Source organism: Paracoccus panacisoli (genome assembly GCF_042435015.1).
Lineage (GTDB): Bacteria > Pseudomonadota > Alphaproteobacteria > Rhodobacterales > Rhodobacteraceae > Paracoccus > Paracoccus panacisoli.
In genome coordinates this window covers 51,733-69,853 of sequence record NZ_JBHMQU010000012.1, presented here as the reverse complement: position 1 = coordinate 69,853, position 18,121 = coordinate 51,733, and the positions used below count along the sequence as shown (strand labels likewise).

13 protein-coding genes are annotated in these 18,121 nt (G+C 71.9%); 5 read left to right on the top strand and 8 right to left on the bottom strand.

From position 1 onward, the window contains the following. Position 1 precedes the first annotated feature (1 nt). The 5 genes from tmk to ACFHYO_RS03380 form a co-directional block, all read right to left on the bottom strand. Positions 2-715, bottom strand: a complete 714-nt coding sequence (gene tmk / locus ACFHYO_RS03400) for a dTMP kinase (RefSeq protein ID WP_394318386.1) — start codon at positions 713-715, stop codon at positions 2-4. Positions 716-735: 20 nt separating this feature from the next. Beyond that, positions 736-1,851 (bottom strand): D-alanyl-D-alanine carboxypeptidase family protein, encoded by a 1,116-nt coding sequence (locus ACFHYO_RS03395; RefSeq protein WP_394318412.1) that lies wholly within the window; start codon positions 1,849-1,851, stop codon positions 736-738. A gap of 164 nt (positions 1,852-2,015) precedes the next feature. Continuing rightward, positions 2,016-2,588 (bottom strand): thymidine kinase, encoded by a 573-nt coding sequence (locus tag ACFHYO_RS03390; RefSeq protein ID WP_168782185.1) that lies wholly within the window; start codon positions 2,586-2,588, stop codon positions 2,016-2,018. A gap of 117 nt (positions 2,589-2,705) precedes the next feature. Then, positions 2,706-3,953 carry a DEAD/DEAH box helicase gene (locus ACFHYO_RS03385; RefSeq protein WP_394318410.1) on the bottom strand — a complete coding sequence of 416 codons (1,248 nt, stop codon included), beginning with the start codon at positions 3,951-3,953 and terminating at the stop codon, positions 2,706-2,708. A gap of 535 nt (positions 3,954-4,488) precedes the next feature. After that, positions 4,489-6,762 carry an adenosylcobalamin-dependent ribonucleoside-diphosphate reductase gene (locus tag ACFHYO_RS03380; protein WP_394318383.1) on the bottom strand — a complete coding sequence of 758 codons (2,274 nt, stop codon included), beginning with the start codon at positions 6,760-6,762 and terminating at the stop codon, positions 4,489-4,491. Positions 6,763-6,979: 217 nt separating this feature from the next. Here ACFHYO_RS03380 and ACFHYO_RS03375 point away from each other — a divergent pair, with 217 nt between their 5' ends. Next, entirely contained in the window at positions 6,980-7,342 is a 363-nt protein-coding gene (locus ACFHYO_RS03375; protein WP_052174862.1) for a hypothetical protein, read from the top strand. A 36-nt stretch (positions 7,343-7,378) separates the two neighbouring features. On the opposite strand, the gene ACFHYO_RS03370 is transcribed toward ACFHYO_RS03375, so the two are convergent. Then, positions 7,379-8,884, bottom strand: coding sequence for a class I adenylate-forming enzyme family protein (locus tag ACFHYO_RS03370; protein ID WP_394318381.1), 1,506 nt, complete (start codon positions 8,882-8,884; stop codon positions 7,379-7,381). Positions 8,885-9,161: 277 nt separating this feature from the next. Between ACFHYO_RS03370 and ACFHYO_RS03365 the strand changes: the two genes are divergently transcribed. Both ACFHYO_RS03365 and ACFHYO_RS03360 read left to right on the top strand, forming a co-directional pair. Next, the gene (locus tag ACFHYO_RS03365) at positions 9,162-10,193 is read left to right on the top strand and encodes a cysteine synthase A (protein ID WP_394318379.1); all 1,032 of its coding nucleotides are present in this window, start codon (positions 9,162-9,164) and stop codon (positions 10,191-10,193) included. A 4-nt stretch (positions 10,194-10,197) separates the two neighbouring features. Further along, positions 10,198-12,768 carry a mechanosensitive ion channel family protein gene (locus ACFHYO_RS03360; RefSeq protein WP_394318377.1) on the top strand — a complete coding sequence of 857 codons (2,571 nt, stop codon included), beginning with the start codon at positions 10,198-10,200 and terminating at the stop codon, positions 12,766-12,768. A 209-nt stretch (positions 12,769-12,977) separates the two neighbouring features. On the opposite strand, the gene gyrA is transcribed toward ACFHYO_RS03360, so the two are convergent. Further along, complete coding sequence (gene gyrA / locus ACFHYO_RS03355; protein WP_036702461.1) at positions 12,978-15,683, bottom strand: DNA gyrase subunit A; 2,706 nt, start codon at positions 15,681-15,683, stop codon at positions 12,978-12,980. A gap of 279 nt (positions 15,684-15,962) precedes the next feature. After that, positions 15,963-16,808 (bottom strand): KPN_02809 family neutral zinc metallopeptidase, encoded by an 846-nt coding sequence (gene ypfJ / locus ACFHYO_RS03350; RefSeq protein WP_394318375.1) that lies wholly within the window; start codon positions 16,806-16,808, stop codon positions 15,963-15,965. Between the two features lie 200 nt (positions 16,809-17,008). On the opposite strand from ypfJ, the gene ACFHYO_RS03345 reads away from it, so the two are divergent. Both ACFHYO_RS03345 and ACFHYO_RS03340 read left to right on the top strand, forming a co-directional pair. After that, on the top strand, positions 17,009-17,605 hold the full coding sequence (locus tag ACFHYO_RS03345) for a DedA family protein (RefSeq protein ID WP_036709614.1): 597 nt from the start codon (positions 17,009-17,011) through the stop codon (positions 17,603-17,605). 26 nt (positions 17,606-17,631) lie between these two features. Next, positions 17,632-18,120: a disulfide bond formation protein B gene (locus ACFHYO_RS03340; protein WP_036732013.1), complete on the top strand. Its 489-nt coding sequence runs from the start codon at positions 17,632-17,634 to the stop codon at positions 18,118-18,120. Position 18,121: the final 1 nt, after the last annotated feature.

Sequence of the window (18,121 nt, the reverse complement as noted above, 5' to 3'; positions counted from 1 at the left end):
CTCAGAGCGCCGCGCGGACGCGGGCGGCGACCGCCTCGGCCGGGCCGCTGCCGTCGATCAGGCGGATGCGGTCGGGATGGGCCGCGGCGAGCGCCCGGAACCCGTCGCGGAGCGCGCGTTGGAACGGCAGGCCCATCGATTCGAAGCGGTCCTCGGGCGCGGCATCGTTGCTTGACGGAAGGTGGGTGCCGGCGGGCACGGCCGCAACCGGCGGCGCGGCGACGGCGTGCGCGGCCGCCTCGGCCAGCGCGGCGGCGGCCGGGGTCTCGTCCGGCAGCTGCCGGCGCAGGGTCCGTGCCAGCGCCTCGGCCGGGTCCAGATCGATCACGAAGGTCCGGTCCGGCTCGACCCCGATCATCAGCGCGTGCAGCGCATCGACCGTCGCGCGCAGGTCGCCGCGGGTCGCCCCCTGATAGACGCGGGTCGAGTCGGCAAAGCGGTCGGTCACGACCCACGCCCCGCGGTCGAGCGCCGGGCGGATGGTGCGTTCGAGGTGATCGCGGCGCGCGGCAGTGAAGAGCAGCAGCTCCGTCTCGGCCGACCAGCGGTCGGCGCGGCCCTCGACCAGCAGGCGGCGGATGTCCTCGGCCCCCGGCGCGCCGCCGGGCTCGCGCGTCAGCACGACCTCATGCCCCTCGGCCCTCAGTGCCTCGGCCAGACGCCGCGCCTGGGTGGACTTGCCCGACCCGTCGATGCCCTCGAGGCTGATGAACACCGTCCGCGGGCCCCGGCGCGTCAGCCGCCGACGGCTGCGGCGGCCTGACGGCCCAGCCGCATCGCGGCGTTCTGCATCCGGCCCATGAAGCCTGCGCGCGGCACGTCGTCCGCGGCGACCAGCGGCAGGCGCGACTGCACCGACCCCGGCACCGTCACCACGAGCTCGCCCAGCCGCTGCCCGGCAGTGATGGGCGCCTCGATCGGGCCGTCGAACACCGCCTCGGCGGTCACGCCCGAGGCCGCCCCGGCCGGGATCAGCACATTCACGCCGTCCTGCGTGGTCAGCGCCACCCGCCGCGCGGCCCCCAGCCAGACGGGCGCCCAGGCCACCCGTTCCCCCTTTGGCACCACGGTCTTCATGGTGAACTGGCGGAAGGCCCAGTTGACGATGCGCTCGGATTCCTCGGCCCGCGCCTTTTCCGACCCGAGCCCGCTCAGCACGAAGATCACCCGCCGCCCGTCCTGCACCGCCGAGCCGACAAGGCCGTAGCCCGCCTCTTCGGTATGACCGGTCTTGAGCCCGTCCGCGCCGATCCCGAGCCCGAGGATCGGGTTGCGGTTGTGGCGGTTGGCGGGGGCGCGGTTGTCGAAGGCGTATTCCTTGAGCGCGAAGTTCTTGTAGAGCTCGGGGAAGTCGGTGATCAGGTGCTGCGCCAGCACGCCGAGGTCATGGGTGGACATCCGGTGCTGCGGATCGGGCCAGCCCGAGGCGTTGGTCAGATGCGTCTCGGTCAGCCCCAGGGCCTTGGCCCGGGCCGTCGCCTCGCGCGCGAATGCCTCTTCGGTGCCGGCCAGCCCCTCGGCCACCACGACGCAGGCGTCGTTGCCCGAGAGCACGATGATCCCCTTGATGAGCTCTTCCACCGTCGGGCGGTCGCGCTCGTTCAGGAACATCGTCGAGCCCTTCATCTGCCGGGCCTTGGTCGAGACGGGGAAACGCGTGTCGAGGCTGACGCGCCCCTCGTGGATCGCCTCGAACAGCATGTAGACGGTCATCAGCTTCGACATCGAGGCGGGGGGAATCGCCCGGTCGGCGTCCTTCTCCATCAGCACGGTGCCGGTCGCGACGTCATAGACCCAGGCCGCGCGGGCGGTGGTGTCGAACGCCGCCGCGGGCAGCGCGGTCAGCGCCATGATCGCGGCAGCGAGCGCGCCACGGGCGGTGCGAGAAAGCGATGAAAGCCGCATGGGTCGTCCTTTGCCGGTTCGGCGTCAGGGTTAACGCAGCCGCAGCCCTGCCGCAACGCTCACCCCCGCTCTCGTCCTACAGCGCGGCGGTAAAGATTCCCTGAACCGCCTCAGGCGCCCATCGCCGCGCGCCAGTGGCGGCGGCAGAGCGAGACGTAGCTCTCGTTCCCGCCGACCTGGATCTGGGCGCCCTCGCGCAGCACCGCGCCGTCCGGCCCGAGCCGCACCACCATCGTGGCCTTGCGCCCGCAATGGCAGATCGTGCGCACCTCGCGCAGGTCGTCGGCAATGGCGAGCAGCGCCGCCGAGCCGGGGAACAGCTCGCCGCGGAAATCGGTGCGCAGGCCGTAGGCCATGACCGGCTGGCCGCAGTCGTCGGCCACCCGGGCGAGCTGCCAGACCTGCGCGGGGGTGAGGAACTGGGCCTCGTCCACGAAGATGCAGGCGGCGTCGGGGCCCTCGGCCGCGATCAGCGCGAAGAGGTCGGTGTCGGCGTCGAAGGCGATGGCGTCGGCGCCCAGCCCGATGCGGCTGCCGATCCGCCCCGGCCCCGCGCGGGTGTCGAGCGCCGCGATGAGCAGCAGGGGCGTCATGCCCCGCTCGCGGTAGTTGTGGGCGGCTTGCAGCAGGAGCGTGCTCTTGCCGGCATTCATCGTCGAGTAGTGGAAATAAAGCTTGGCCATGCCGCGGGGTGCCAACTCGGCGCGGCGGCTGCAAGGGGCGGGCGCACGGGGGGGCCGAAAAGATCCAGCCCGACGCGGGGGGGCGCCGGGCTGGACGGGGTCGAGGCGGGCGCGGGGTCAGCCGCGCTGCTGGCCCTTCGGCGCGCGCGAGGGGCGGCGCGCCGGGCGCTTGCGGGCGGCACCGTCGCCCTGCGGGCGGGCGCCGGGCTTGCGCGGGCTGGGCACCGGGCCGGCCGGCGGCTCGCCGCCGATGACCGGGATCTGCGCCTTCATGGCCTTTTCCACGGCCCTGAGCTCGCCGACCTCGGCCGGGGCGCAGAACGCCACGGCGCGGCCGTCACGCCCGGCGCGCGCGGTGCGGCCAATGCGGTGGACGTAGTTCTCGGGCACGTTCGGCAGGTCGAAGTTGTAGACATGCGCAACCTGCGGGATGTCGAGCCCGCGCGCCGCGACGTCGGTCGCCACGAGCACCTGCGTCTCTTCCGAGCGGAAGGACGAGAGCGCCCTCTCGCGCTGGCCCTGCGACTTGTTGCCGTGGATCGCGGCGACCGAGAAGCCCCATTTCTCGAGCAGCTTCGACAGCTTCTCGGACCCGTGCTTGGTGCGGCCGAAGACGATCGCAAGCTCGCCCGGGTGCTTGGAGAGATACTCGGCCAGCAGCGCCGCCTTGTCGCCCTGGTTCACGAAGTGGACGCCCTGGTCGATCTTTTCGGCGGCCTTGCCCGGCGGGTTCACCGCCACGCGGACCGGATCGGTCAGATAGCTGTCGGCCAGCTCTTCCATCAGCTTCGGCATGGTGGCCGAGAAGAGCATCGTCTGACGCTCGGCCGGCAGCAGCTTGGCGATGCGGCGCAGCGCGTGGATGAAGCCGATGTCGAGCATCTGGTCGGCCTCGTCCAGCACCAGATAGCGGGTCTGGTCGAAGCGGACAGCCTTGCGCTCGATCAGGTCGATCAGGCGGCCGGGCGTGGCGATCAGCACGTCGACACCCCGGGCGAGGCGGTCCACCTGCACGTTGATCGAGGCGCCGCCGACGACCCGGAAGCTGCGGATGCCGGTGCCGCGGGCAAAGGCCTCGACGTTCTGGGCGATCTGGGTGGCGAGCTCGCGGGTGGGGGCGAGGATCAGCGCCTTGCAGCTCATCGGCTCGGCCCGCTCGCCCTTGGTCACGAGGCGGGTCAGCATCGGCAGGCTGAAGGCGGCGGTCTTGCCGGTGCCGGTCTGGGCGAGGCCCAGCAGGTCACGGCCCGCGACCAGCGCCGGGATCGCCTCGGCCTGGATCGGCGTCGGCTCGTTCAGCCCCAGCTCGGGCAGGTTAATCGCCACGCGCGGGTCGATGCCCATGCGGGTGAAGGCTGTGTCCATCTCGGGGATGGCGCGGCGGATGAAGGGCTCGGCCTGGCCTTCGGCGCGCGCCTTCTTGGCGCGGCCGGGGCCGCGGCGGGCGCCGAATCCCGCGGATTTCGGCTTGTCGGCGTCGAAGCGCGACTTGCCGCGCGGGCCGTCGGTGCCGTGCGCGCCCTCGCGGGGACCGCGATGGGGGGCGTCGCCGCTGCGGCGGGGTTTCTGGGTGCGCCCGGCCGGGTTGGCGGGGCGGGCTTGGGTCATGTTGTCAGTCATTTCTCATGGTCCTGTGGCGCCGCCCCCGTATCGGGCCGCGCGGAAAGATCACGCCGACGCCGCCCCGGTCAGGGGTCGGTCGCGGCAACGTCAGGGGCGCGGGGCGATACGAGGTCCCGCGGGCAACCCTGCGTGAGAGGGGAAACCGATTGAGCGTCCGGCCCTTGGCAGTCAGACTGCGGCTGCTCACGCGGCAGCGGGTTCCTGGACGTGGCCTAGATCGGGGCCGGGGGGCCGAAAGTCAAGGGCGGATGCGGCAGAAACCCTGCCGCATCCGGGCTCAGCCGCATTTCGAGTGGCCGCAGCTCGGGCAGGTCAGGCAGCCCTCGACCATCCGCATCCCCGGCATCCCGCAGGCCGGGCACGAGGGGCCGACGGGGACGGCCCCCGGCCCGGGGGGCGCGGTGTCGGCGGTGGGGTCGGCCTTCAGCCCCGCGCCCTCGGCAGCGAGGAAGCCGATCGCCACCATGTGCCGCTCGATCACGCCGCCGATCGCGGCGAGGATCGAGGGGACGTAGCGGCCCTCGATCCAGGCCCCGCCGCGCGGGTCGAAAACGGCCTTCAGCTCCTCGACCACGAAGGACACGTCGCCGCCGCGCCGGAACACCGCCGAGATCATCCGCGTCAGCGCCACGGTCCAGGCGTAATGCTCCATGTTCTTCGAGTTGATGAACACCTCGAACGGCCGCCGCCGCCCGCCCTCCTCGATGTCGTTGAGCGTGATGTAGATGGCGTGCTCGCTGCCCGGGAACTTGAGCTTGTAGGTCGCCCCCTCGAGCGCCTGTGGCCGGTCCATCGGCGCCTCGAGATAGAACGCCGGCAGCTGCTCTACGGGCACGGCGGCGGGGGCGGCCGCGGGTTCGGCCACCGACAGGACCGACCCGGTCACGGCGTTCGGGCGATAGGTGGTGCAGCCCTTGCAGCCCTGGTCCCACGCGGCGAGGTAGACGTCCTTGAACGCCTCGAACGGAATGTCGGGCGGGCAGTTGATGGTCTTCGAGATCGAGCTGTCCACCCACTCCTGCGCCGCCGCCTGCATGGCGACATGGTCGAGCGGGTCGAGCGTCTGGGCGTCCACGAACCAGTCGGGCAGGGGGGCGTCGCCCATCCGTTCGCGCCAGAGGCTGGCGGCATAGTCCACCACCTCTTCCTCGCTGCGGGTGCCGTCCTTCTGCAGGATCTTGCGGGTGTAGCTCAGCGCGAACACCGGCTCGATCCCCGAGCTGACGTTGCCGGCGTAAAGCGAGATCGTCCCCGTGGGCGCGACCGAGGTCAGCAGCGCGTTGCGGATGCCGTGGGTGCGGATCGCGGCGCGCACGTCCTCGTCCATCCGCTGCATGAAGCCGGAGGCGAGGAACGCCTCGGCGTCGTAAAGCGGGAAGGCGCCCTTTTCCCGCGCCAGATCGGCGCTGGCGAGATAGGCCGCGCGGGCGATGCGGCGCATCCAGCGGCGGGTGGCGGCGGCGGCCTCGGGTGCGCCGTAGCGCAGCCCGACCATCATCAGCGCGTCGGCGAGCCCGGTGACGCCCAGCCCGATGCGCCGCTTGGCGCGCGCCTCGGCCGCCTGCTGGGGCAGGGGAAAGCGGCTCGCGTCCACCACGTTGTCCATCATCCGCACGGCGACGGTCACCAGCTCGTCGAGCGCCGCCTCGTCCAGCGCCGCCTCGGGGCCGAAGGGGTCGCGGACCAGCCGGGCGAGGTTCACCGAGCCCAGCAGACAGGCGCCATAGGGCGGCAGGGGCTGTTCGCCACAGGGGTTGGTCGCGGCGATCGTCTCGGCATAGGCGAGGTTGTTCATCGCGTTGATCCGGTCGATGAAGATCACCCCCGGCTCGGCATAGTCATAGGTCGCCCGCATGATCCGGTCCCACAGATCGCGGGCGCGCAGGGTGCGGTAGACCTGCCCGCCGAAGACCAGCGGCCAGTCGCCATCGGCCTTGAGCGCGGCCATGAAGTCGTCTGTCACCAGCACGGACAGGTTGAACATCCGCAGCCGGGCGCTGTCCTGCTTGGCGGCGATGAAGGCCTCGATGTCGGGGTGATCGCAGCGCATGGTGGCCATCATCGCCCCGCGGCGCGAGCCCGCCGACATGATCGTGCGGCACATCGCGTCCCACACGTCCATGAACGACAGCGGACCCGAGGCATCCGCCGCCACCCCCGTCACCGGCGCCCCCTTGGGCCGGATGGTCGAGAAGTCGTAGCCGATCCCGCCGCCCTGCTGCATCGTGAGCGCGGCTTCCTTGAGGGACTGGAAGATGCCCTCCATGCTGTCGGGGATGGTGCCCATGACGAAGCAGTTGAAGAGCGTGACCGACCGCCCCGTACCCGCGCCCGACAGGATGCGGCCGGCGGGCAGGAAGCGGAAATCCTCGAGCGCGGCGTAGAAGCGGTCCTCCCACGCGGCGGGGTCGGCCTCGACGCTGGCGAGGTCGCGGGCGACGCGCCGCCAGCTGTCCTCGACCGAGCCGTAGCGCGGCGTGCCGTCGGCGTCGCGCAGGCGGTATTTCATGTCCCAGATCTGTTCGGCGATGGGGGCGGCAAAGCGGGTCATGGGCGGTCCTGCGGGTCGGGAGAGGGTGGGGGGCACAGGGCGCCTTGTTGCGGCAACCGCCCGGCGCAGGCAAGCCTGCGCTGCGGTGACGCCGTGGGGCGTCGGCGGACGGGCGGCGGCACGGGCTGACAGGCGGGGGTGCGACAATCCGGCGCAGTCCTGTTACCTTAGCAAAGAGATAAGGATTTCCGGCAACCAGCCCGAGAAGGCCAACCGAATGATCCGCAACAGGATTTCCGCCGGCATCCTTGCCGCAACCGTGCTCGCCGCAGCCCCGGCGCTCGCCTCGCAGCCCGGCGAGATGGAGACCGGTCCGCAGACGGCGGGCGTCGCCGCGCCGATCAACCTCGTTCCCGCCCGTCCGGTGCCGATGGCGGTGATGACTTATGAGGTGTTCGAGGCGACGGTCGATCACGCCGACCTTGCCGAATGTCCCAAGGCGCTGGCCCGCGAGGGGCGGTTCTGCCGGGTCGTGCTGCACGGCGACGCGCTGCACGTCTTCGCCTTCAGCGAGGACCTCGACCAGCCGCTGCAGGCGGTGATGGAGTATCCGCTGGACGTGATCCGCTTCCCCGAGTGAGCCCCGCGACGGCCCGCCCGCGGCGTCAGCCGGGGGTCAGCCGGGGTGGGGCCGGTGCGCCTCGCGCAGCGCCCGACGGTTGACCTTGCCGGTCGGCGTGCGGGGCAGGGCATCCACGCGGACATAGCGCCGCGGCTGCTTGTAGCGGGCAAGCCCCGCCTCGGCCGCGGCCTCGAGCGCGTCCTGCGTCGCGTCGCCGGTCCAGAAGGCGGCGATGATCGACGCCCCGCCTGCCACGGTCAGCTCCGCCGCCGCCACGTCACCCGCGCCGGGCACGGGGGCGAGCACGTCCTCGACCTCGGCGGGGGCCACGCGGAACCCGCCGGCGTTCATCATGTCGTCGGCCCGCCCGAGCGTCGAAATTGCCCCGTCCTCGGCCGCGACGGCCAGATCGCCGGTCAGGAACCAGTCGCCCTGATGGCGGGCCGCGGTCTCCTCGGGCTGGCCGAGATAGCCGAGAAACAGCCCCGGATCGCTGCGATGGACGGCGAGGACGCCGGGCGTGCCGGGCGGGTTCTCGGCCCCGTCCTCGGACAGGATCGCCACCCGCCGCCCCGGCTGCGGATAGCCCGCCGTGCCGGGCGGCGCCGGCCGCGCGGGCGAGCCGGAGAGGAAGGTCGAGCACTCGGACATCCCCATCGCCTCGTGGAGTTCCGTCCCCGTCCGCGCCCGCCACGCGTCGCGCAGCGCCGGGTCGAGCCGCTCGCCCGCCGTCAGCCCGTGCCGCAGGCTGGGGATCGGCGCCCAGTCGGCGCGCAGGATGCGGCGGAAGACGCCGGGGGCGGCGGCGAGGATCGTCGCCCCGTGCCGCGCGGCCAGCAGCGGGATCTGTTCGAGCGCGGTGCCCTCGGCCGGGATCAGCGCGGTGGCGCCGAGCGTCCAGGGGTCCATCAGCCCGGTGCCGAGGGTGAAGGTCCAGTTGAACGCGCCCGCGTGCATCAGCCGGTCGTTCGGCGTGAGCCCGTACCAGCCCTGAAACATCATCGCCCGCGCGAGGATGGCGCGATGGGCGTGCATCACCGCCCGCGGCTGGCCCGAGGTGCCCGAGGTATAGACAATATAGGCCAGCCGGTCCGGGTCGCCCTCGGCGAACGCTGCCGGGGACAGGGTCGCCATCGCGGCCAGCTCGGCCACCGGCAGGACCGGGGCGGTGTCGCCTTCCGGCAGGGCGATGCCGGGGCCGGCAATGGTCAGCGCATGGGTGATCTCGGCGGCGATCTTGCCCACCTCGCGGGCGGTCAGCATGGCCGAGGTCGGCACCGGCACCAGCCCCGCCGCGATGCAGCCGAGATAGGCGATGGGGAACGCGGGCTCGTTGCCGATCCTGAGCAGCACCCGGTCGCCGGGCCTGAGCCCGCGGGCGAGCAGCCCCGTCGCCGTTCCCCGCACCGCCGCCGTCAACCGCCCGTAGGACCAGCGGTCGGCCCGCGTCGGCGAGACGACGGCGAGGGCGAGCTTGTCGGGTGTGGCCTGCCCCGCGGCCAGCACGTGCGCGGCGAGGTTCAGCGGGCCCGAGGGGGCGGGGGGCGGCGTCTGGGTCATGGCGGCAGGATGATCCTGCCCGCATGGCGGGTGCAAGGGGCCGCGCGAGGGGGCGGGCCGCTGCCGCCGCAACCCGCCCCCCGGACCCGGCGCGGGGCGACCGTGGTTGACGTCGCCTGTGCGCCTGCGGCGACGGCCCCGGCGCGCCAACCGCGACTGCCCGCACGCCTCAACTCTGCCCACGATCGCGTGCGCCCGCGCCCCTCGCCGGCGGCGGACGGGTTGCCGCGCTCGTCCCCGGCTGGTTAAACGGCAGGATCAACAGCGAGGGCTGACCATGCGCAACGCATCCGATCTCGCGGCCCTGATCGGCCGCACGCCGCTCATCCGGCTCAACCGGGCTTCCGAGGCGACCGGCTGCGAGATCTGGGGCAAGTGCGAGTTCATGAACCCCGGCCAGTCGGTCAAGGACCGCGCCGCGCTCTATATCATCCGCGACGCCGTGGCGCGCGGCGCGCTGGGCCCGGGCGGCACCATCGTCGAGGGCACCGCGGGCAACACCGGCATCGGCCTCGCGCTGGTCGGCGCCTCGATGGGCTTCCGCTCGGTCATCGTCATCCCCGAGACCCAGAGCCAGGAAAAGAAGGACATGCTGCGCCTCGCCGGCGCCGAGCTGGTCGAGGTGCCCGCCGCCCCCTACCGCAACCCCAACAACTATGTCCGCTATTCGGGCCGGCTGGCCGAGGCGCTGGCCGCCACCCTGCCGGGTGGGGCGGTCTGGGCCAACCAGTTCGACAACACCGCCAACCGGCAGGCGCATCTGGAAACCACCGGCCCCGAGATCTGGGACCAGTCGGGCGGCGGGGTGGATGGGTTCATCTGCTCGGTGGGCTCGGGCGGGACGCTCGCCGGGGTCGGGATGGCGCTGCAGCCGAAGGGGGTGAAGATCGGCATAGCCGACCCCGAGGGCTCGGCGCTGTTTGCGTGGTACACGCAGGGCGAGCTTGACGCGCCCGGCAACTCGATCACCGAGGGGATCGGGCAGGGGCGGGTGACCGCGAACCTCGACGGTTTCACCCCCGACTTCGCCTGCCGGGTGCCCGACAGCGAGGCGCTGCCGATCCTCTACGACCTGCTCGAGCACGAGGGGCTGTGCCTCGGCGGCTCGTCGGGGATCAACGTCGCGGGCGCGATCCGCATGGCGCGCGAGATGGGGCCGGGCAAGACCATCGTCACGGTGCTCTGCGATTCGGGGACACGCTACCAGACCAAGCTCTGGAACCCGGTGTTCCTGCGCGACAAGGGCCTGCCGGTGCCGCACTGGCTCGAGACGCGCGAATCGGCCCTGCCGGACGTGACCGAGGCCTGACGGGATGGCTGCTGCACTGACTGCCCGCGCCACGCCCGCGCCCCGCCGCCGCTGGTCCGCCGTCCTTCTCGCCGCGCTGGCCGCGCTGTGGCTGGCCCTGGCGGTGGCCCCGCCGGCACTGGCCCAGACCGAGCCCGACTATCAGGCGTGGAACCAGATCGCGAGCCGCGCCGAGGACGAGGTCGACGCCGGCGGCGCCACCACCGAGACGCTGCAGCGGCTGCGCGCCGACATCGTCTCGTGGCGCGACCGCTTCCTGCAGGCGCAGTCGCTCAACGCCCCGCGCATCGCCACGCTGCGCGACCAGATCTCGGCGCTGGGCCCGGCGCCCGCCGAGGGCGAGACCGAGGCCCCCGAGATCGCCGAGCGCCGCAAGGAGCTGACCGAGCAGCTCGCCCAGCTGCAGGCCCCCGGCCTGCGCGCGGTCGAGGCCTACAGCCGCGCCGACAGCCTCGTGCGGGCCATCGACGAGACCGCCCGCACCCGGCAGGCCGACGCGATCCTCAAGCTCAGCCCCTCGCCGCTGCTGCCGTCGAGCCTGATCGCCGCGGCCTCCGAGGGGATGACGGTGCTCAACGGCATCGCCGGCGACGTGCGCGACCGGACCTATGGCGCGGCCGGGCGGGCGCTGATCGGGCGGCTGCCGCTGATCGGGCTGTATCTGGCGCTGGCGCTCGGGCTGCTGATCTACGGGCGGCGCTGGATCGACTCGCTGCCCTCGCGCCTCGGCTCGCGGGCGAGCGACTATGCCCGCGACGCGGTGGCCTTTGCCGTGTCGCTGGGGCAGATCGCCATCCCCACCGCGGGCGCCTATCTGCTGGTCCGCGCGCTCGACACCACCGGGCTGGCCGGGTCGTGGGCGCGGCCGCTGCTGATGGTGCTGCCGGTGGCGGCCCTGCTGTTCTTCACCGGGCGCTGGCTGTCGCTGCGGTTCTTCACCCTGACCAGCGACCCGCCGATCTGCTACCCCGAGGTCCAGCGCCAACGCGGCCAGTTCTACGGCATCTCGATGGCCGCCGCGCTCGCGGTCAATCACATCGCCGGGCAGGCGGTCCTGCCGCTCTCGGGCATCCGCACCGATCCCGGCACCGGCAGCCGCATCCCGCTCGAGGTGAGCGATGCCGCCGCGGCGGTCTGGCACCTGCCGCTGATCGTGGTCGGGGCGCTCTTGCTGTTCCGCCTCGGCCTGGTGCTGCGCCACCGGCCCGAGCACGACGCCTCCGAGCAGACGGGCTATGCCGGCAAGGTCATGGCCGCGCTCGGCGCCGCGGCGCGGCTGATCGCGCTGGCGAGCCCCGTGCTGGCGGTGATCGGCTTCGTGACGCTCGCCAACTCGATCCTGTGGCCGGCGGCCCTGACCATCGGCCTCGCCATGCTGGTGATCGTGCTGCAGGAGTTCGCCACCGACCTCTGGTCCGTGGTCAAGCGCGACCGGGGCATGTCGCGCAACGCGCTCGCGCCCGTGCTCATCGGTTTCGGCCTCGTGGTGCTGGCGATGCCGCTGCTGGCGCTGATCTGGGGGGCGAGCAACTCGGACCTCGGCGAGGCGTGGATGAGCCTGCGCAACGGCTTCTCGCTCGGCGGGGTGAAGCTCTCGCCCGGGGCGGTGCTGACCTTCGTCGTGGTCTTCACGCTCGGCTACATGGCGACGCGGGTGGTGCAGGTGACGGTGCGGACCTCGATCCTGCCGCGCACCCGGCTGGACATCGGCGCCAAGAACGCCGCCGTCTCGGGCCTCGGCTACGTCGGAATCTTCCTCTCGGCGCTGCTGGCGGTGACCTCGGCCGGGATCGACCTGTCGAGCCTTGCCATCCTCGCCGGTGCCCTGTCGGTCGGTATCGGTTTCGGCCTGCAGAACATCGTGTCAAACTTCGTCTCGGGGATCATCCTGCTGGTCGAGCGTCCCGTGGCGGTCGGCGACTGGATCCAGGTCGGGCAGTCGCAGGGCTACGTCAAGCGCATCTCGGTGCGCTCGACCCAGATCCAGACCTTCGACCGCACCGACGTGATCGTGCCGAACTCGGACCTGATCTCGAAAGAGGTCACCAACTGGACCCGCGGCAACTTGCAGGGGCGGATCATCATCAAGGTTGGCGTGGCCTACGGCAGCGACACCCGCCGGGTGGTCGACATCCTGCGCGAGATCGCCGAGGACCAGCCGACGGTCCTGATCAACCCGGCGCCGAACGTGCTGTTCATGGGCTTCGGCGCCGACAGCCTCGACTTCGAGATCCGCGCCATCCTGTCGGACATCAACCAGGGCATGGGCGTGCAGTCCGAGATCCGCCACCAGATCATCGAGCGCTTCGCCGCCGAGGGGATCGAGATCCCCTTCGCCCACCGCGAGGTCCGCATCGTCAACGCCGAAGAGCTGGGCGAAGGCGGCAAGAAGGCCTTGGGCGGCCCGCCGGCGCCGGGCGCCCCCGCCGCGGCGGACGACGCCGAGGCCGAGGCCGCCACGGCCCGGCCGCGGGGCGAGGAGCAGCAGGACCCGCGGATCACGCAGGCGACCTCGTCGGGCCTCGAGATCGCCGAGGGCGGCAGCGACGGGGACGGCGACGGCGACCGGGGCTGAGGCACGGCGGGGGGCGGGCCCCCCCGGCGGCCGGTCCGACCGCCTCCCCCCGGGGTATATCGCCAGAAAGACGCCGCTCGGAGCCCGTTCGGCGCGGGCTCGGGTTCACGTTGTGCCAAGCGCGCACGCGTGAGTCTTCGAGTGAGTCGGAGCCCGAAACAGAAGGGGCGGCTCGCGCCGCCCCTTTTCAAAGTTTTTTATCGTCCCCCTCAGCCCTCGGCGGTGCCCGCCTCGTCCTCGGCCTCGTCGCCCTGATCGGCCACCCGGGCGACCGAGACGACGGTTTCCGAGCCCGCGGTGTTGAACACCCGCACGCCGCCCGCGGTGCGCGAGCGGAAGCTGATGCCGTCCACCGGCACCCGGATCGACTGGCCGGTCGAGGTCGCCAGCATGATCTGGTCGCCCGGCTCGACCGGGAAGCTCGCCACCAGGTCGCCGCCGCGCATCGCGCGGTCCATCGCCATCACGCCCTGGCCGCCGCGGCCGCGCAGCGGGTAGCCGTGGCTCGAGCTGATCTTGCCCGCCCCCTGCGCCGTCACCGTCAGGATCAGGTCCTCGGCCGCCGACATCTCGGCATAGCGCTCCTGCGTGATCGCGCCCTCGGTCGCGCCTTCGGCGGCCTCGTCATCCTCGTCCGCCTCGGCCCCGTCATCGAGCGCGCCGGCCACCGCGCGGCGCATCTTGAGGTAGGCCGCGCGCTCGGCCGGGTCGGCCTCGAAGTGGCGGATCACCGACATCGACACCACCCGGTCGCCCTCGGCCAGCCGGATGCCGCGCACGCCGGTCGAGCCGCGGGACTGGAACACCCGCACGTCGGTCGCGGCAAAGCGGATCGCCCGGCCCTTGGCCGTCACCAGCATCACGTCGTCGCCGTCGGTCGCCATGCGGACGCCGATCAGGCTAACGCCCTCGGGCAGCTTCATGGCGATCTTGCCGTTGCGCATGATGTTGGTGAAATCGGACAGCGCGTTGCGCCGCACCTCGCCGCCGTCGGTGGCGAAGATCACCTGATAGTCGTCCCACTCGGCCTCGGGCGCGTCCATCGGCAGCAGCGCCGCGATCGAGGTGCCGCCGTCGATCGGCAGGATGTTGACCAGCGCCTTGCCGCGGGCGGTCCGCCCGCCCAAGGGCAGCCGCCACGTCTTGAGCCGGTAGACCATCCCGTCGGTGGTGAAGAACAGCAGTTCGGTGTGGGTGTTGGCAACGAACAGCGTCGTCACCACGTCGTCTTCCTTGGTGGCCATCGACGACAGCCCCTTGCCGCCGCGCCGCTGGCTGCGGAACTCGGACAGGGGGGTGCGCTTGATGTAGCCGCCCGAGGTAATGGTCACGACCATGTCCTCGCGCTCGATCAGGTCCTCGTCGTCCAGATCGCCCGCCCAGTCCACGATCTCGGTCCGGCGCGGCACGGCGAACAGCGTCTTGGCTTCGGTCAGCTCGGCCGAGATGATCTCCATGATCCGGGCGCGGCTGGCGAGGATGGCGAGGTAGTCGCGGATCGCGTCGGCCAGCGCCTTCAGCTCGTCCGTCACCTCCTGCACGCCGAGCTGGGTCAGGCGCTGCAGGCGCAGCTCGAGGATCGCCTTGGCCTGCGTCTCGGACAGGTTGTAGGTGCCGTCCTCGTTCACCGGGTGCAGCGGGTCGTCGATCAGCCTGAGGTATTCGAGGATATCGTGCGCGGGCCAGCGCCGCTCCATCAGCCGGTCGCGGGCCTCGGCCGCATCCTTCGAGGCGCGGATCGTCGCCACCACCTCGTCCACGTTCGACACCGCCACCGCCAGACCGCAGAGGATGTGGCTGCGCTCGCGCGCCTTGCGCAGTTCGAACGCAGTGCGGCGGGCCACCACCTCTTCGCGGAAGGCGATGAAGTGGGTCAGGAAGTCCCTCAGGGTCAGTTGTTCGGGCCGGCCGCCGTTCAGCGCCAGCATGTTGGCCCCGAACGAGGTCTGCATGGGGGTGAAGCGGTAGAGCTGGTTCAGCACCACCTCGGCCGTCGCATCGCGCTTGAGCTCGATCACGACGCGGACGCCGTGGCGGTCGGATTCGTCCTGGACGTGGGCGATGCCCTCGACCTTCTTTTCCTTGGCCAGTTCCGCGATGCGCTCGATCAGCGTGGCCTTGTTGACCTGATAGGGCACGTCGTCCAGCACGATGGCCTCGCGGCCGGCGCGCAGCGTCTCGACCCGGGTGCGGGCGCGCACCACGATCGAGCCGCGCCCCTCGAGATAGGCCTTGCGGACCCCCGAGCGGCCGAGAACCATGCCGCCGGTCGGGAAGTCGGGGCCGGGGACGATCTCGAGCAGCCGCTCGGTCGGCAGGTCCGGGTTCTCGATCAGCGCCAGCGTGGCGTCGACGATCTCGCCCAGGTTATGGGGCGGGATGTTGGTCGCCATGCCGACGGCGATGCCGCCCGCGCCGTTGACGAGCATGTTGGGGAACCGCGCCGGCAGCACGGTCGGCTCGCGGTCCTTGCCGTCGTAGTTGTCCTGGAACTCGACCGTGTCCTTGTCGATGTCCATGAGCAGCCAGTTGGCGGCCTTGGCCATGCGCACCTCGGTATAGCGCATCGCCGCGGCCGCATCGCCGTCCATCGAGCCGAAGTTGCCCTGCCCGTCCAGCAGCGGCAGCGACATCGAGAAGTCCTGCGCCATCCTGACGAGCGCGTCATAGATCGCGCTGTCGCCGTGCGGGTGGTATTTCCCCATCACGTCGCCCACGGGCCGCGCCGACTTGCGGTAGGGCTTGTCGTGGGTGTTCCCGGTCTCGTCCATCGCGAACAGGATGCGGCGGTGGACCGGCTTCAGCCCGTCGCGCAGGTCCGGGATCGCCCGGCTGACGATGACCGACATCGCGTAGTCGAGATAGGACGAGCGCATCTCTTCGGCGATGTCGATCGTCGGCCCGTCATGGGGCATGACGAGCGCCCCGGCCCCGGACGCGGCATCCTCGCCGCCCGCGTCGGTCGCGGCGTCGGTCTGGTCCTCGGGGGGCAGGTCTTCGGGCAGGTCTTCGGGGGTGTCGGCCACGGGTGCGCCTTCGATATGTTGTTGATGTGCGGTCTATCACCCACCGCCGCTAGGTTCAACAAACCCGGGCCCCCAATCCCGCCCGAGGGGCGTGCGGCCGGAAAGCGCAAGCGCCGCGCCCGGGGTGGGGCGCGGCGCTGTATGGTCGCGTCAGGCGCGGCTACGGCGTCAGAGACCTGCCTCGGCGAAGCTGTTGCACTGGCGAAGGTCGCCCGAGGCCAGCCCGCGCTGAAGCCAATCGGACCGCTCGGCCGCCGAGCCGTGGGTGAACGAGTCGGGCATCGGCGCGCGGCCGGCCTTTTCCATCAGGATGTCGTCGCCGACGGCGCGGGCGGCGTTGATCGCCTCTTCGATGTCGCCCTGGTCGATGGTGCCGAACTTCTCGCTCGCCTGCCGGGCCCAGATCCCGGCAAAGCAGTCCGCCTGCAGCTCGGTCAGGACCGAGATCCGGTTCGAGTCCACCTCGGACGCCCGGGCGCGCAGCTCGTTCACCTTCGACAGGATGCCGATCTGGTTCTGGACGTGGTGGCCGATCTCGTGGGCGATCACATAGGCATAGGCGAAGTCGCCGCCGGCGCCCATCTTGCCCTTCATCACCCGGAAGAAGTCGGTGTCGAGATACACCTTGCGGTCGTTCGGGCAGTAGAACGGCCCCATCGCCGCCGAGGCGCCGCCGCAGGCCGACTGCACCGCGCCCGAGAACAGCACGAGGCTGGGCTTCTGATAGTCCATGTTGGCCTGCCGGGCGAGCACGTCGGTCCACACCTCTTCGGTGTCGGCCAGCACGACCGAGACGAACTGCCCCATCTCCTGCTCTTCGGCGGTCAGCTGGCGCTGCTCGGTCGGCTGCCCCTGTTCCATCCCGCCGACGAGGGGCGAGATGTCCACGCCGAAGAAATACCCCACCGCGAGCACGACCAGCATCCCGACGAGCCCGATGCCGCCGACACCGGCCGAGCCCATGCTGCGGCGGTCCTCGATATTGCCGCTGCCGCGGCGGCCACGCCATTCCATTTCGCGTCGTCCTCCAGAAGGCTGCGCCGCCGCCGGATCGGGGGCAGGGCGCGTCGATGGCGAATGGTTACGCAGGGTTGACGGCTGCTGCAAGGCGGGGTTTCTGGCCCCGCCGGGCGCAGGCCGGGCAGGGCGGAGCGGCCCCCGATCCCCGGGGGCGCGCCGCGCGCATGGCACGAGAAACGGCGAGGGCAAGGCGGATGTTCGACTGGGTGGTATCGGTGATCGGGTCCTGGGGCTATCCGGGAGTCTTCGCGCTGATGCTGCTCGAGAACATCTTTCCGCCGATCCCGTCCGAGGTGATCATGCCGCTCGCCGGCTATCTGGTGGCCGAGGGGCGGCTTGCGCTCCTGCCCACGCTGATCGCGGGGATCGCCGGGTCGGCGCTCGGGACGAGCTTCTGGTTCGTGCTCGGCGCCTGGGTCGGGGCGCCCCGGCTCAAGCGGTGGGCGGCGCGCTGGGGGCGGGTGATGACCGTCTCGCCCGGCGACATCGACCGGGCGCAGGCGTGGTTCGACCGGCACGGCGGCAAGGCGGTTTTCCTCGGCCGGATGATCCCGGCGGTGCGGACGCTGATCTCGGTCCCGGCCGGGATCGCGCGCATGGGCTGGGGGCGGTTCCTCGCCTGGACGCTGCTCGGCTCGGCGATCTGGACCGGGCTGCTGACCGCGGCCGGGTTCCTGCTCTCGGCCAACTACGGGCGTGTCGCGGATGTGATCGACCCGGTCTCGAAACTCGTCGTGGCGGCGGTGGTGCTCGTCTATCTCTACCGCGTCGTCACCTGGCGCCCGCACTGATCCCCCTTTCCCTTCGGAGCCTTCCCATGACCGACCCCCTCGCCCCGCGCTCGCTGGCGCTTGCTGCCGCGGCCGCCTCGGGGCTGCTGCTGCTCGCTGCGCTCGGGTTCCAGGCGGCGGGCTATCGCCCGTGCGAGCTGTGCCTGCTGCAGCGCTGGCCGCATCTTGCGGCGCTGCTGGTTGGCGCGGTGGTGCTGCTGGCCGGATACCGCCCGCTCTGGGCCGGTCTCGGGATGGTCGCGGCGGCGGTGGCCACGGGGCTTGCGCTCTACCACACCGGGGTCGAGCTGCACTGGTGGGCGGGGCCGAGCGCGTGCGCCGGCGGGGTCGCCGATCTCTCGACCATCAGCGCGGCGGACCTCGTGAGCCGCATCCGCGGCGCGCAGGTCGTGCGCTGCGACGAGCCGGCGTGGGTGTTCCTCGGTCTCAGCATGGCGGCGTGGAACGCGCTGATCTCGGCCGGCTTGACGGTCCTCTGGGGTGCGTCGCTGGCGCGGGGCTTGAGCCGCCGCTGAG